Genomic DNA, 16,002 nt, shown 5'->3' with positions numbered 1-16,002 from the left:
TATCCGGTGCACGGCCGCCACCCGGATTCCCCTCAATTGCGGCTCTCGCGGCTCTTCCGGACGATGAGGTAGATCAGATAGGGAGCGCCGAGTACCGCCGTGACGATGCCGACAGGTATTTCCGCGCTGCCGAAAGCGGTCCGGGAGACGAGATCGGCGGCCAGGACGAGCGCCGCGCCCAGGACCATGGACAGGGCGAGTGGCGGTCGCGGCGACCTCGCCAGGCGTAATGCGATCTGCGGGCCGCAGAGCGCGACGAACTGGATCGGCCCCGATACGGCAGTGGCGATCGCCGCGAGGGCGATCGCCACCAGCAGGGTGACGGCCCGGGCGATATCCAGCCGGACGCCCAGGGTCCGGACATTGTCGTCGTCGAACTGCATGATGTCGAGCAACCGGGAGAAGAGCAGCGACGGTGGCACGAGCAATACGAGCGCGAGCGCGAGGGCCAGGGTGGCGTCCCAGCTCACTCCGTTGAGGCTGCCGGTGAGCCAGACCAGCGCCCGTCCGGCGTCGTTGACCTCGCCGGCGCTGAGGAGCCATACCGTGGCGCTCGACGCGATGGTCGTGACACCGACGCCCACGAGCAGCAACCGTAGCGAGTCGAGCCCTTCTCGATAGGTGAGGCCGAATACCAGCAGCCCGGCCAGGAGTCCGCCGGCGAGCGCGGTCAGCGGGAGTCCGAGCGTCTCCAGGACCGCCCCGGTGGTTCCGCCGAGGACGATGGCGGCGGTCACCGCGGCCCCGGCACCCCAGGTGACACCCAGCGTGTCCGGGCTCGCCAGGGGGTTACGGGCGACCGTTTGCACGATCGCGCCGGAAAGTCCCAGTGCGGCGCCTACGAGCAGGGCGGAAACCGCGCGGGGTAACCGTAGTTCCAGCACGGCCAGGCGATCCGCCGGATGGCCGCCGCCGAGGAGGACCCCGACCACCTCGGCGGGCGCGATCGTGAAGGTGCCCAGACCGAGACAGAGCACGAACAAAACGGCGAGCAATACCGTCGCGATACCCAGCACGAGCAGCATGCCGGGGCGCAGCACCAGGGAGAGCCGTCCGATCCGCACCGCCCTGTGCTCCGGGGGGAGCAGCGCGGCCCGTATCGGCTGCGCGGTCCGATTGCGGTTCACAGGCGCACCAACTTCCGGCGTCGGACCAGGTAGATGAAGAACGGAGCGCCGATCAACGCCAGCATGACACCGACTTCGACCTCGCCGGGACGGGCGACGAGCCGGCCGGCGGTATCGGCCACCAGGACCAGGATCGCGCCGGCCAGTGCGGAGAAGGGGAGCAACACCCGATAGTCGGGGCCGGTCACCACCCGGACCGCGTGCGGGACCACCAATCCCACGAAACCGATCGGCCCGCAGACCGCCACGCTCGCGCCGACCAGGATGGTGATCGCGGCCAGGCCCAGGCCGCGAACTCGCCGGATCCGGTGTCCGAGTGCGCGTGCCATATCGTCGCCGAGGGCCAGTGCGTTCAGCCCCGCGGCGCCGGCGAGACCGACGGCGAGGCCGATCAACAGGAACGGCAGCACCTGCCACACCATGGTGAAACCGGCGACCGCGATGGAACCGACCTTCCAGAATCGGAAAGTGTCCAGACTCCGCTGGTCCACGAGCACGAGCGCGAAGGTGATCGCCTGGAGCAGTGCGCTGATCGCGGCGCCTGCCAGGACGAGGGTCAACGGCGTGGGTCCGCTCCGGCCCATGGATCCGACCGCGAAAACGGCGCCGGCGCCCAGTGCGGCCCCGGCGAAACCGAACCAGATGAATCCGTAGAGGGTGGTGATACCGAACGCGTAGGTCGCGAGGACAACGGCCAATCCGGCGCCCTGGGTGATCCCGAGGATGCCGGGATCGGCGATGGGGTTCCGGGTGTGCGCCTGGGTCAGCGCGCCGGCCAGGCCGAGCGCGGCCCCCACCAGCGCGCCGATGAGTGTGCGGGGTAGCCGCAGGTCCCGGACGATCGTATCGTCCTCGCTGCCGGTCGGTGTGACGAGCGCGTGCCACACACCGTCGATCGCGATCGGTTTCGCCCCCAGGGAGATACTCAGCAGGCAACTCGCGACCAAGAGCGCGAACAGTATCGCGCCGCCGGTCAACTGGGTTCGATTGCGGGACAGGAATCGGCGAACGGCCGAGTCGGCAGGGTCGGCGGAACCGGCCGCCGAGGTGGCTTCCGGGCCCGGTATCCCGGAGCGCGGACTCGATGTAGTGCCCCGCATACGTGGACTCCTCTCGCGCCGTTGCGGCGAAACCGGGCTCGAGTCGGATGAGCCCGTCGGTAGCGGCCGCGGAGAGCGGCCACCCCATTGTGACCCAAACTTAGGATAGGCTTTTCAAAATCGAGGCTGGATGTGGGAGGGCTCGTGCGCCTGGGAGACATGGTTGTCGACATCACCCCGCTGCGGGCCGTTCCGCAATTCCGTTTGGTCTTTGCCGCCCAGGCGATTTCGATGCTCGGCACGAATCTCACCGTGGTGGCGGTGAATCTGCAGGTATACGAGATCACCCGTTCCTCGCTGCAGGTCGGCGCGGTGGCGTTCGTGTTCGGGATTTCGCTGCTGGCCGGGATGCTGACCGGCGGAGTGCTCGCGGATCGGGCCGACCGCCGCACGATCGTGGTCGCGGCGCGGGCGGCCGTGGTGATCGTCTTCGCGGTCCTCGCGGTGAACGCCCTGCTCCCCGATCCGAAGCTGTGGGTGGTGTACGCCGCCGCGGTGACCGCGGGTGGTATCAACGGACTGGGCGGTCCCGCGCTACTCGCGATCGTCCCGTCGCTGGTCGGGCCGGGAAGCCTCGCGGGTGCCGCGGCATTGACCGCTCTCGCGACTCAGTTCGGCGCGGTGATCGGTCCCGCCGTCGCCGGAATGGTCGCCGCCGGTCCGGGCTTGGCGGTGTGCTTCGCCGCCGACGCGGTGTGTTTCGCGATCAGTGCCGTGCTGTTGTGTTTCCTGCCCCCGATGCCGCCGGATGCGGGTGAGAGTCCGCGACCGGTGCAGGCGATGCTCGAAGGTTTCGCGTTCGTCCGCCGCGATCGGGTGGTCGGCGGCGTACTGCTGATCGATACGCTGGCAATGGTTCTCGCTATGCCGTACGTGCTGTTCCCGGAGCTGGCCGCGGAACATTTCGGTGGCGGTCCGCAGACGGTGGGACTGCTGTACGCCGCACCCGCGGTCGGCGCCCTGCTGGGTGCCCTGGCCAGCGGTTGGGCCGGGCGGGTCACCGGTACCGGAACGGTACTCACCGGGGCGGTGCTCGTCTGGGGTGCCGCCATCGCCTGTGTCGGGCTGACCGCCTCGCTGTGGCTGGCTCTGGTGGCGCTGGCCGTCGCGGGTCTGGCCGACACCATCTCCGAGATCGTGCGGCGCGCGTTGTTGCAGAACCGCACACCCGACCGGCTGCAGGGCCGGGTCGGCGGGTTGTGGCTGGCGCAGGCGATCGTGGCACCCGGTACGGGCAATATGACGGCGGGTCTGCTGGCGCGGGTACTTCCGGTGTCCGCGGTTCCGGTACTCGGCGGTGTCCTCAGTGTCGCGGCGACGGTCGTGCTGATCGTGCGGATGCCACAGCTGCGCCGCGCGAGCCTCGTCGCGGCGGACCGGGTCGACACGGTCGTCGACGACCGGGTCTGATAGCGCGAAAAACGTTGGTGGCGAACGTCCTACCGTCGAGGTGAATCGGTCGAATCCGCGCAAAGGGGTTGCCATCATTAGGTAAGGCTTGCTTTACTGTCGCGGGGTCGGTTGTGATCGCCGCCAACGGTGCCGGTGCGCAGGCGCGCGACAATGCCGGCCCTCCACTCGAAGGAGGAGACACTTTGTCCCGCAATCCATTCGATGATGAGAGCCTGCTGTTCCAGGTGCTGGTCGACACCGAGACGCAGTACTCGCTGTGGCCACTGTTCGCCGAAATTCCCGCAGGATGGTCGATCGTGCACGGTCCGGCGAATCGCCGGGACTGTGTGGAGTACGTCGAGCGCGTCTGGACCGATATGCGTCCGGCGAGCGTGGCGGCAGATATCGGCCGCTCTACTGCGCAGGCCTGAAGCCCGATGACCAGGGAAGGAGAACCGGGCGGGACACCGGATCCGGTTCTCCTCGATACGAAAGGCGGCCCCGGATGAGTACGGACGGCGCAGCGAGCCCGGCCGAACGTCGCAACGAGTTGATCCGCCGTCGCCTGGCGGAGGCCGATCTCCTGCACGCTCCCGCACCACGGCCGGACCGCCCGGATCCACCGGCGCAGCGGACCCTCTCACCGGGACAGCAGCGGATGTGGTCCATTCAGCAATTGGACCCCGGGACAGTCGGTTACAACGTCACGATCGCGATCGATATCACGGGCCACCTCGATCCGGATCTGCTGGGGCGGGCGGTGCAATGCCTCGTCGCGCGGCACGACATCCTCCGCACCACCTACCGGCTCGCGCACGAGCGCGTCGTCCAGGTGGTCGCCGACGATCTGCCGGCGGTGTACGACCGGCACGATATCGCCGAGCTCGCCGCGGACGACCGAGCGGCGCGCCTCGACGAACTCGCCGGCGCGCTCGCGGGCCGCCCCTTCGATCTGTCGGCGGATACACCGTTGCGGGTCGGCTGGATTCGAACCGGCGAGGAGACGGGCACACTGATCGTCGTCGCGCACCACATCGTCTGGGACGACGCCACGACAGCCGTGTTCTTCGGCGAACTGATGGACGACTACCGGCAGTTGGCGGCGGGCCGCCCGGTGCGCTACGAACGCGCGGCGCACCAGTTCTCCGATATCGCGGCCGGCGCGCGTGGTGCCGACGAATCCGGCCTGGCCTACTGGCGTACTCGGCTCGACCCCTTACCGCCGTTGGTGGACCTGCCCGGCCTGTCCGGCGGCGCCGGGGGCCCGGGGCGGGAACGGTCACGGAAGACGCGCCCCGGTACCGGCGGCCGCGTCCGGGAATTCGCCCGCCGCGAGGGCGCCTCGACCTACATGGTGCTGTTCGCCGCGGTATCGGCCCTGCTGCACACCCATACCGGCGCGCGTGACTTCCTCGTCGGGGCACCGGTGGTCAACCGCGATTTCAGCGGCGCCGAACGGGTCGTCGGATACCTGGGCAATACGATTCCGTTGCGGGCCGAGATCGACCCGCACGAGGATTTCCGATCGCTGCTCGCCCGGTGCCGGACCACCTGCCTGGCGGGCTACACCCACCAATACGTCGAACTCGACGATATCGCGCGGACCGTATCGGATCAGCGTTCCCCGGGCGGCGGCCGGCTCTTCAACGTCGTGCTGTCGTTGCGCTCGCCGATGCTGGATGCCTTCCGGCGGTCCGGGTTCGGAGCGACCCGGCGCCATGTGCCGGGTACCGACGCCCGTTTCGATCTCACCCTGGCGGTCGAGATCGACGGGGACGAACTGTCGGTGGAGGCCAACTACCCGGCCGGTCGCACGTCCGACGAGCAGGTGGACGGGCTGCTCGACCGGCTCGACGAGCTACTCGACACCGTTCTCGCCGACCCCGGGGTGTCCATCCTGGAGTCGGTGCCGATCGCCGCCGCCGATCGCCGCCGCGTGGTGCGCGAATGGAACGACACCGCCGCCGAATCCGATATCCGGCTGCTGCCGGAACGTTTCACCGCACAGGCCGGACGATCCCCGGACGCGCTCGCGGTCGTCACCCCGGACGCGTCCGACGCGGGCGAACTCACCTACCGGGAACTGGATATCCGCGCCAACCGGCTCGCCCGGCAACTCGCCCGGATGGGTATCGGACCGGAGAACATCGTCGCGCTGGCCGTGCCCCGATCGCCGGCCGTGCTGGTGGCGGCGCTCGGGATTCTCGCCGCGGGCGCCGCGTATCTCCCGGTGGACCCGTCCTACCCGCCCGACCGGGTGCGGTTGATGCTCGGCGACGCACGTCCCGATCTCGTGGTCACCGTGCGCTCGGTGGCCGGAACGCTTCCCCACGACGGGGTACCGAGGTTGGTGCTGGACGACGCGGAGGCGGTGGCGCAGGCGGCCGGTCTGTCCGGAGATACCGTCCGCGATTCCGAACGGGTGGCTCCGCTGCACCCGGACCATCCCGCGTACATCATCTACACCTCGGGGTCGACCGGTACCCCGAAAGGTGTCGTGGTCACCCATCGGGCGGTGAGCAACCATCTCGATTGGGCGGTCCGGCGTTTCACCGGACTGGGTGGCCGGACACCGTTGCATTCCTCGATCTCGTTCGATTTCACGGTGACTCCGCTCTTCGGCACGCTGTTGCGCGGCGGAACACTCGAACTGTGCGACGACGGGCCGGATGCCCTGGCGACAGCGCGCGGGCCCGCGACCTTCCTCAAGATCACCCCGAGCCATCTGCCGCTGCTGCCCGCCGTATCGTTCGCCACCGAAGGACCGCGCACGGTGGTGATCGCGGGGGAGGCGTTGCACGCGGAAGCGCTGGCCGGCGGCCTCCCGCCGGCGATCGCGTCCGCCGCGGTGATCAACGAGTACGGACCGACCGAGACCACGGTCGGCGCCACCCTGCACGAGATCGTGACCGACGGTGCGGACGCACCGGTATCCGGCCCGGTCCCGATCGGGCGGCCGGTGTCGAACACCCGGTGCTATGTGCTCGATCCGGCGCTGCGTCCGGTGCCGGCCGGGTCGGTCGGTGAACTCTATATCGGCGGGGTGCAGGTCGCCCGGGGTTACCTGCGGCGGCCCGGGCAGACCGCACCGAGGTTCGTCGCCGATCCGTTCGACGAATCGGGCCGCGGTGCGCGGCTCTACCGCACCGGCGACCGGGCGCGCTGGAGCGCGGAGGGCGCGCTCGAGTTCCTGGGCCGGGTCGACGATCAGGTGAAGATCCGTGGCTTCCGAGTCGAACCCGCGGAGATCGAATCCGTGCTGACTCGGCATCCGGCGGTCGCCCGAGCCGTGGTCGTCGGGCGCTCGGACGGGCCCGGCGGAATGCATCTCGCGGCCTATGCGGTCCTGCACGACCGGTCCGAGGCCGATATCGACGGGGCCGCGCTGCGTGACCATCTCGCCCGCGCACTGCCCGAACATATGGTGCCGGCCGGTGTGCAGCTGCTCGGTGAGCTGCCGCTGTCGCCCTCCGGCAAGATCGAACGCCGGGCGCTGCCGGCGCTCGACTTCACCGCGACCGCGACGGCGACCCGAGCTCCCGCCGGAGCGGCGGAAGAGATACTGGCCCGGATCTTCGCCGAGGTGCTGCACCGGGATTCCGTCGGCGTCACCGATTCGTTCCTCGAGATCGGCGGCGACAGCATTCTCACGATCCAACTGGTCGGCCGGGCGCGGAAGGCGGGACTGAAGATCCTGCCGAAAGACGTCTTCGAGTACCGGACGATCGAGGCACTCGCGGCCTTCGCGTCCCGCGCCGCCGCGCCGGAGCCGCGGCCGGTCGCCGAGCGTGCCGCCGGGGCGGTCGAACCCTCCCCGATCATGCGGTCCTTCGCCGAGCGGGGTGCGCTCGGCGATCGGCACCGGATGTCGTTGCTGCTGGATATCCCGCCCCTCGCGCACAGCACTCTCGTAGGTGCGGTGGCCGCGGTGATGAACACCCACGACGCGTTACGGTCACGGCTGGTCCGCGGGGAACGACCGCATCTGATGATCGGCGCGGAGGGCAGCGGGGACGCGGCCGCACTGATCCGTCGTATCGAGGTTCCGGAACTACCGCCCGAAGACGTCGTCGCCGCCGAACTCGCCGCGGCCGCCGAGCGGCTGGATCCGGAGAACGCGACAATGGCGCAGTTCGTATGGTTCGACGCCGGTCCCGAGCCGGGCCGGCTACTGCTCGTCCTGCATCATCTCGTGGTCGACGGGGTCTCCCTGCGCATCCTGGTGGAGGATCTGGCCGCCGCGGCGCGCGCGCTCGCGGCGGGTGCGGAACCGGCCCCGGCGCCGGCCGGGACATCGCTGCGGTCCTGGGCACGCGGTCTCGCGGACCGGGCATCGTCGCGGGCGAACGAGTACACATACTGGGAATCGGTCCTGCGCGGCACCGACAGCCTGCTCGGAACGCGGCGCCCGGATCCGGCGAAGGACATCTGGTCGACCGTCGAAACGGTCACCGTCGCACTGGACGACGAGACCACCGGTGCCCTGCTGGATACGGTGCCACAGGCTTTCTTCGGATCCGTCGAGGACGTATTGCTCACCGCTTTCGGCCTCGCGGTGGCCGGGTGGTCCGCCGAACGCGGCGATATCACGGAATCGGTGCCGGTTCTGATGGAAGGGCACGGTCGCGAGGAATCCGCCGTTCCGGGAGCCGATCTCTCCCGGACGATCGGCTGGTTCACCACGCAGTACCCCGTGCGGCTGGACTTCGCCGGTATCGATATCGCGGAGGCGTCGGTGGGCGGGCCCGCGGCCGGTGACGCGGTCAAACGCGTCAAAGAACATCTCCGTTCGATACCCGATCACGGTATCGGCCACGGAGTACTCCGCTATCTCGACGGCGACGGGCCGGCGCGGTTGGGCGGGTACCCCGGCCCACAGCTGGGTTTCAACTATCTGGGCCGGATGGACGCCGGCGGCGGTGACTGGTCGATCGCCGACGGGGGAGTGGGCGCGGCCTACGACCCCGAGATGCCGGTGCCGACCGCGCTGGTCGTCAACGCGGTCACCGAAGTCGGTCCCGCGGGTAAGCGGCTGACGGCGCACTGGATGTACGCCGGCGGCATTCTCGACGCCGCCGATATGCGCGCCCTGACCGCGCGGTGGACCGATGTCCTCGACGGCCTGATCCGGCATGCGGCCGGACCGGGCGCCGGTGGGCACACCCCCTCGGATCTGTCCCTGGTGTCACTGGACCAGGGACAGCTGGATGCACTCGAAGCCAAATGGAGGGCCCTGTGACCGCGACCGGATCGAAGATCGAGGACATCCTGCCGCTGTCGCCGCTCCAGCACGGCCTGCTGTTCCACGCCACCTGGGACGAGCATGACGAGGACGCCACCGATGTCTATGTGGCACAGCTCGTTCTGGACCTGGCCGGTCCGCTCGAGCTGGATAGATTACGGAGTGCTCTCACGGCGCTGACCGCACGGCACGCGGTGCTGCGCAGTGCGATCGTCCGGGATTTCGACGAGCCGATGCAGATCGTGCTGCGCGGGGTCGAGGTGCCCTGTGCGCATATCGATCTGTCGGGTCACGCCGATCCCGCCGCCGCGGCGCGGCACCTCGTCGACGCGGATCGCCGTACGCGGTTCGACCTCGAGCGTCCGCCGTTGATCCGCTGCACGGTGCTCGAGTTCGACGAGCAGCACTACCGTCTGATCCTGACCAACCATCACATCATCAGCGACGGCTGGTCCACCCCGCTGCTGATGCGTGATCTCTTCGCGCTCTACGCGACCGCGGGCCGGGCGGGCAGCGGTGCCGCACCGCGGCCCTATCGCGACTATCTGGCGTGGCTGAAACTCCGTGACAACGACGCTTCCGCGGCTGTATGGGCCCGGACCCTGGCCGGGGTCGACGAACCGACCTTGCTCGCTCCGCGGGTCCGTGGCCTGCCGCCGGTCCTGCCGGACAGGCTCGTGCGGCCGCTGCCCACGGATCTGGCATCGGGGCTCGACGGGTCGGCCAGGCGTCTGGGCGTAACCGTCAATACCGTCCTGCAAACCGCATGGGGTCTACTCCTCGCGCGTCTCACCGGCCGCGACGATGTGGTGTTCGGGACGACCGTATCGGGCCGCCCCGCGGACCTGCCCGGGGTGGAATCGATGGTCGGCCTGTTCATCAACACCGTGCCGGTCCGGGTTCGTCTCCGACCGGGTGAGCGTCTCGCCGATCTGCTGACCAGGATCCAGTCCGAGCAGGTGGCGCTGCTGGAGCATCACCACGTGGGCCTGGCCGATATCCAGCGGGCGCTCGGCATCGGGGCCGGGGAACTCTTCGACACCCTGGTCGTCTTCGAATCGTTCCCGTTCGATGCGGCGGCGATCACCGTCGCGCAGCAGGACGCCGGACTGAGTTGTACCGCCGTCGAGCGGCCGATCGCCACGCACTATCCGCTCACACTCATGGCGATGCCCACGGGCAGTACCTTCGAACTCACCCTCGACTACCGCGCCGACGCGTTCGACGGTACTGCCGTCGAGGTGCTCTACGAGCGGCTGAACGCCGTGCTGACCGCGATGGTCCGCGGCGCGGACCGCTGTGTCGCGAATGTGGATCCGTATACCGAGGGCGAACGGGCGGCGTTGCTCCGAGCCGGTCGCGGCGGGGCGGTCGGCGTCCCCGGCGCGACACTTCCCGAACTGTTCACCGCCCGGGTACAGCGGGATCCGGAGGCCGGTGCGGTGATCTGCGGCGAGACGACTCTCACCTACGCTGCTCTCCACAGCCGGGCCCGCGGGCTCGCACACAGGTTGGCCCGGGCGGGAATCGGCCCCGGCGACCGGGTGGCGGTCCTGCTCGGACGGACCGCGGATCTCGTGGTCGCGGTGCTGGGCATCCTGAAGTCCGGCGCGGCCTACGTCCCGATCGATCCCGCCTATCCGGCCGACCGTATCCGGTTCGTACTCGCGGACGCCGCGCCCACCGCCGTGGTCACCTCCGGCGATATCGCCCATCCGGTCGACGGTGAGCTGCTGCGCTTCGACCTCACCCCGGGGTCCGATGATCCGGTCGACGAGTTCACCCCGGTCCGGCCGCCGCGTCCCGACGACGCCGCCTATGTCATCTACACCAGCGGATCCACCGGCACACCGAAAGGTGTCGTCGTCTCCCATCGCAGCGTCGTCGCCATGCTCGCCGCGACGCGGCAGCAGTTCGACTACGGCCCCGGCGATATCTGGACGCTGTTCCATTCCTGCGCGTTCGATTTCTCGGTCTGGGAGCTGTGGGGGCCGCTGCTGAGCGGTGGGTGTTCGGTGGTGGTACCCGCCGAGATCACCCGGTCGCCGGAGGATCTGCTGGAGCTGCTCGCCGAGCACGGGGTGACCGTACTGAGCCAGACGCCGTCGGCATTCGAGGAACTCGCGCGGGCGGCCGCCGAGCGGGCCGGTCCACCGCCGGCCCTGCGCGCCATAGTGTTCGGCGGTGAGGCCCTCGACCCCTCGCGGCTGTCGGGCTGGTTCGCGCGTTACGCGGACGGCGGGCCACGCCTGATCAATATGTACGGGATCACCGAAACCACGGTGCACAGTACATTCCTGGAGCTGAGCCCGGACCACGCCGGATCGACCGCGAGCGTGATCGGCCGGGGACTGCCGGGGATGGATCTGTACCTGCTCGATCCCGCGTTGCGGCCGGTCCCCGACGGGGTGGCCGGCGAAATCTACCTCGGCGGGTCACAGTTGGCCCGGGGCTACCTGGGGCGTCCGGGCCCGACCGCGGCCCGGTTCGTCGCCGACCCTTTCGGCGGCGCCGGACGGCGCCTCTATCGGTCCGGTGATCTGGCTCGCCGTGGACCGGACGGCCGGCTCGAATACGCCGGCCGTGCCGACGATCAGGTGAAGATCCGCGGTTTCCGGATCGAACCGGGTGAGGTGTCCGCCGCCTTGGCGAGCCATCCGGAGATCACGCAGTGCACGGTCGTCGCCCGCGACGACCGGCCCGGCGGAGCCTATCTCGTCGCGTACCTCGTCGGGGGTTCCGTCGATCCCGCCGACCTGGGCGCGTACCTGCGGTCCCGGTTGCCCGAGCATATGGTCCCGAATATCTTCGTCGAACTACCGCGACTCCCGCTGACGGCCAACGGCAAACTCGACCGGCGCGCCCTGCCGGCCCCCGATTTCACCGCGGGCGCGGACAGGCGAGCTCCGGTGGGCGAGACCGAGCGGGCACTCGCCGAATCGTTCGCCGAGATCCTGGGCCACGACCTCGCCCGGATCGGCGCCGACGATTCCTTTTTCGCGCTGGGCGGGCATTCGCTGCTGGCCACCCGGCTCGCCGCGCGGGTCCGGACGCGTCTCACCCGTGAGATCAGCGCCCGTACGGTGTTCGACCACCCGACCGTGGCGGGACTCGCCACCGCGATCGATGACACCGGCGCGGGCGCCCGGCCCGCGCCGGCGGCGAGCGCGCGGCCGTCGCGCGTTCCGCTCTCCTACGCCCAGCAGCGGTTGTGGTTCCTCTACCGTTTCGACGGGCCGACCCCGCTCTACAACATCCCGTTCGCGCTGCGCCTGCGCGGGGCACTCGACGTATCCGCACTGGGCCGCGCGATCGTCGACCTGCTGGACCGCCACGAGAGCCTCCGCACGATCATCGCCGTCGATGTCGACGGGCCGTATCAGTACGCGGGCCCCCTGGACGACTGCCTTCCGGATCTCGAAGTCCGGGATCTGTCCCCGGAGCGGGCGGACGAAGCGATCGTGGAAGCCGCGGCGGTATCGTTCGAACTCGATCGCGTCGTCCCGATCCGATTCCGGCTGTGGCGGCTGGGATCCGCGGACGACCACCTGCTGTCGATCGTGCTGCACCATATCGCGGGCGACGGATGGTCCATCGGTATCCTCCTGAACGATCTGGCCACCGCCTATCACGCTCGCCACGCCGGGCACCCGCCATCGTGGGCGCCGCTACCGGTGCAGTACGCGGACTACTCCCTGTGGCAGCGCGTGCTGCTCGGGGACGAGGCGGACCCGGAGAGTCTCGCCGCCGGGCAGATCCGTTACTGGCAACGGGAACTGGAAGACCTGGGCGACGAACTCCCCCTGCCCACGGACCGCCCGCGCCGCCGGCAGCCGTCTCACCACGGTGGCACCGTGGCCGCGGGCGTCGATGCCGCGACAGCTGCCGGGCTCCGCGCACTCGCGCGCAGCCTGGGCGCCAGCGATTTCATGATCGCGCAGGCGGCCGTCGCGGTGACACTCGCCAAGGTCGGTTCCGGCCACGATATTCCGCTGGGTGCGCCCATCGCGGGGCGTACCGACGAATCACTGCACGATCTCATCGGCTTCTTCGTCAACACCCTGGTGGTGCGCAACGATGTCTCGGGCAATCCGACCTTGCGGGAGGTGGCCGCCCGCGCCCGCGATGCCGTCCTCGGCGGCCTGGAGAACCAGGATCTTCCGTTCGAGCGACTGGTGGAATCGCTGAACCCGGACCGGACACCGGCCCGGCATCCGTTGTTCCAGGTCATGGTGAGCCACGACGACGCCCCACCCGGTATCGACCTGGACGGCCTGGATACGAGGCTGATCGTGCCCGACCTGCGGGTCGCCAAATTCGACCTGTCGTTCCGATTCGCCCACCGTCCGGACGATTCCGGTCTCGATATCGAAATCGGGTACAGCAGCGATCTGTTCGACCGAGCGACCGTGACCGGCGTGCTGGACAGGCTACGGCGGGTCCTCGCGGTCACCGCCGCCGCGCCCGATACCCGGATCGCCGAACTGGATGTGCTGGATCCGGCCGAACGCCGGCAGCTGCTCGACGAGTTCAACGACACCGCCGCGCCGGAACCGGAAACCACCCTGACGGCGCTGTTCGCGGAGCAGGTCCGGCGGGCACCGGACGCGATCGCCCTGGTGGGGGCGGGTGCGCGATACACCTACGCCGAACTCGACGCTCGATCCACCGCGGCGGCGGTACGTCTCGCCGCGCACGGCGTGGGCCCCGAACAGATCGTGGTGGTACATCTCGACCGTGGTGCCGAGCTGATCGTCGCACTACTGGCGATCCTCAAATGCGGTGCGGCGTTCGCCCCCGCCGAACCGGCACTGCCGGCGGCGCGGATCGCCGAGATCTGCCGGGGATCGGGTGCGGAACTCGTGCTGACCACGCAGGGTAACCGCGCGGACCTCCCCGATCTCGACGGTGTGGCGGTGCTCTGCGTCGACTCGACGGACGTACCGGTCCCGGGGGAGGCCGCGGCCCCGTCCGCGGCGGTCTCCGGTGACGGTCTCGCCTACGTCATCTACACCTCCGGAACCACCGGGCGTCCGAAGGGCGCGATGATCCGGCAGCGGTCGATCTGTTTCCGACTGCTGTGGCAGGCGGATCTATTGGGATTCGGCCCGGGTGACGCGGCACTGTTCAAGGCGCCGCTGAGTTTCGATATCTCGATCAACGAGATCTTCCTGCCCCTGGTCACCGGGGCGCGTCTGGTGATCGCCGAACCCGGCGCCGAGCGCGATACCTCCCGGCTCCTGGAACTGATGACCGAGCACCGGGTGAGTTTCACCTATCTGGTCGCCTCCGTACTCGATGTACTGCTGGGGCTTCCGGGAGTCCACGAGGTGTCGGGGACGCTGAAGCATGTGTGGTGCGGTGGGGAAGCGCTGACTCCCGAACTGTTCACGCGGTTCCGCGACCGGCTCGGCGACGCCGTCATGTATCACGGATACGGTCCGGCCGAGGCGACGATCGGGGTGAGTCATCTGATCTACCGGCCCGGCACCGAACGCGGTTCGGTGAGTATCGGGCGCCCCAATCCGAACACGCGGATCTACGTGCTGGACGAACTGCTCCGGCCCGTCCCGATCGGGGTGCAGGGCGAACTGTACGTGGCCGGAATCTTCCTCGGCCGCGGCTATGTGCGCGATCCCGGTGCCACCGCCGCCCGATTCGTCGCGGATCCGTTCGGCACCCCGGGCGAACGGATGTACCGGACAGGGGATCTGGGCCATTGGACAGCACACGGGGAACTGGAATTCCGGGGCCGCTCCGACGATCAGGTCAAGATCCGCGGTATGCGGGTGGAACTGCAGGAGATCGAATCGGTGCTCGCCGAACACCCGGCGGTCCGCAACGCCATCGTCACCGTCGGGTCGCGGTCGAATGCGGCGGCCCCGATCGGCTACGTCACCACGGACGCCGATTCGATCACCGGTGAGCAGTTGCGGGGCTGGCTGCGCGGACGGCTGCCCGAGCATATGGTGCCGCTGGCGGTCGTACTGCTCGCCGAATTCCCGTTGCGACCCTCGGGCAAGGTGGACCGGCGCGCGCTGCCGGTTCCGGAGCTGGGTGCGACGGCCGATCACCGTGCGCCCGCGACTCCGACCGAGGAGGTGTTGTGCGCGCTGTTCGTGGAGGTGCTCGGGATCGATACCGTCGGTGCGGACGATTCGTTCTTCGAACTGGGCGGTTATTCGCTGCTGGCGACCGCGCTGGTGGCCCGGGTGCAGGCGGAGTTGGGCGTCGAAGTGGCCCTCCGGACCGTTTTCGACGCGCCGACCGTAGCGGCCCTGGCCCGCATCGTCGACGTCGGTGACGTCGCCGCCCTGCCCGCGGGCCGCCGGGAGGACGGCGCGTTCGCGCCGCTGCTGCCGATCCGCCGGACCGGTGACCGGCCGGCCCTGTTCTGCGTCCATCCCAAACTGGGCCTGGCGTGGATGTATTCGGGCCTGCTGCCACATCTGGATCGTGATCGGCCGGTGTACGGCCTGCAGGCCACGGCCGTCGATCCCGCATACGCGGCCGCGCCGGATATCCCGTACCTGGCCCGGAGCTATGCCGCCCGGATCGTCGAGCGGCAGCCACAGGGCCCGTACTTCCTGCTCGGCTGGTCGCTCGGGGGCCGGATCGCCCAGATGGTGGCCTGTGTTCTCGAAGAGTGGGGGCACGAGGTTCCGCTGCTGGTCCTGCTGGACGCCTATGCCGAGACCGATGCGGCCGTCCCGGCGGACGATCCGCCGCCGGATCCGTCGACGCTGTATTTCCGGTGGCTCGAGCGCGCCGGCTACGACGTGCACGATCTGGATCCACACGCCGTCACCGCGGCGACCGTGCGGCACCGCGCCGCGGCGGCCGGTGGGGTGTTCGGTGGACTGGAGGAGAACGAGATCGACGAACTCGTCGACAGTCTGCTCTCCATCACCCGGATCGATCGCTCGGCCGCACCGCAGCGGTTCGGCGGTGACGTGCTGTTCTTCTCCGCCGAAGACGGGGACGGTTCGGCGCTGGCGGGGTGGCGGCCGTTCCTGTCGGGCCGCGTGCACGAACACCGGGTCGATTTCGGGCACGACGATCTCATGGCACCGCATTCGCTGAAGCAGATCGGTCCGGTGGTCGCCGAATATCTGCGGGGCCGGTGAGGACGCCCGATCCG

Annotated in this window: 6 protein-coding genes; 4 read left to right on the top strand and 2 right to left on the bottom strand. The window is 69.5% G+C overall.

What is annotated here, in order from left to right:
• Positions 1 to 32: 32 nt before the first annotated feature.
• Together ACWEWT_RS08255 and ACWEWT_RS08250 are read right to left on the bottom strand one after the other, a co-directional pair.
• On the bottom strand, positions 33 to 1,127 hold the full coding sequence (locus ACWEWT_RS08255) for a FecCD family ABC transporter permease (protein WP_452557467.1): 1,095 nt from the start codon (positions 1,125 to 1,127) through the stop codon (positions 33 to 35).
• The gene (locus ACWEWT_RS08250; RefSeq protein WP_452557465.1) at positions 1,124 to 2,227 is read right to left on the bottom strand and encodes a FecCD family ABC transporter permease; all 1,104 of its coding nucleotides are present in this window, start codon (positions 2,225 to 2,227) and stop codon (positions 1,124 to 1,126) included. The genes ACWEWT_RS08255 and ACWEWT_RS08250 overlap by 4 nt, the downstream gene beginning before the upstream one ends.
• Before the next feature lie 159 nt (positions 2,228 to 2,386).
• Between ACWEWT_RS08250 and entS the strand changes: the two genes are divergently transcribed.
• The 4 genes from entS (at position 2,387) to ACWEWT_RS08230 (ending at position 15,988) form a co-directional block, all read left to right on the top strand.
• Complete coding sequence (gene entS / locus ACWEWT_RS08245) at positions 2,387 to 3,637, top strand: enterobactin transporter EntS (protein ID WP_452557463.1); 1,251 nt, start codon at positions 2,387 to 2,389, stop codon at positions 3,635 to 3,637.
• 113 nt (positions 3,638 to 3,750) lie between these two features.
• Positions 3,751 to 4,050: an MbtH family protein gene (locus ACWEWT_RS08240; protein WP_452557461.1), complete on the top strand. Its 300-nt coding sequence runs from the start codon at positions 3,751 to 3,753 to the stop codon at positions 4,048 to 4,050.
• 74 nt (positions 4,051 to 4,124) lie between these two features.
• The gene (locus ACWEWT_RS08235) at positions 4,125 to 8,858 is read left to right on the top strand and encodes an amino acid adenylation domain-containing protein (protein WP_452557459.1); all 4,734 of its coding nucleotides are present in this window, start codon (positions 4,125 to 4,127) and stop codon (positions 8,856 to 8,858) included.
• Entirely contained in the window at positions 8,855 to 15,988 is a 7,134-nt protein-coding gene (locus tag ACWEWT_RS08230; protein ID WP_452557458.1) for an amino acid adenylation domain-containing protein, read from the top strand. The genes ACWEWT_RS08235 and ACWEWT_RS08230 overlap by 4 nt, the downstream gene beginning before the upstream one ends.
• The last annotated feature ends 14 nt before the right edge of the window (positions 15,989 to 16,002 follow it).

It is taken from the genome of Nocardia sp. NPDC003963 (genome assembly GCF_053605105.1).
This window is presented reverse-complemented; position numbering and strand designations above follow the sequence as displayed.

Excerpts from the sequence above, each read along its gene's own strand:
- ACWEWT_RS08235 (WP_452557459.1), top strand. The coding sequence starts at position 4,125 with ATGAGTACGGACGGCGCAGCGAGCCCGGCCGAACGTCGCAACGAGTTG.
- ACWEWT_RS08250 (WP_452557465.1), bottom strand. The coding sequence starts at position 2,227 with ATGCGGGGCACTACATCGAGTCCGCGCTCCGGGATACCGGGCCCGGAA.
- entS (WP_452557463.1), top strand. The coding sequence starts at position 2,387 with ATGGTTGTCGACATCACCCCGCTGCGGGCCGTTCCGCAATTCCGTTTG.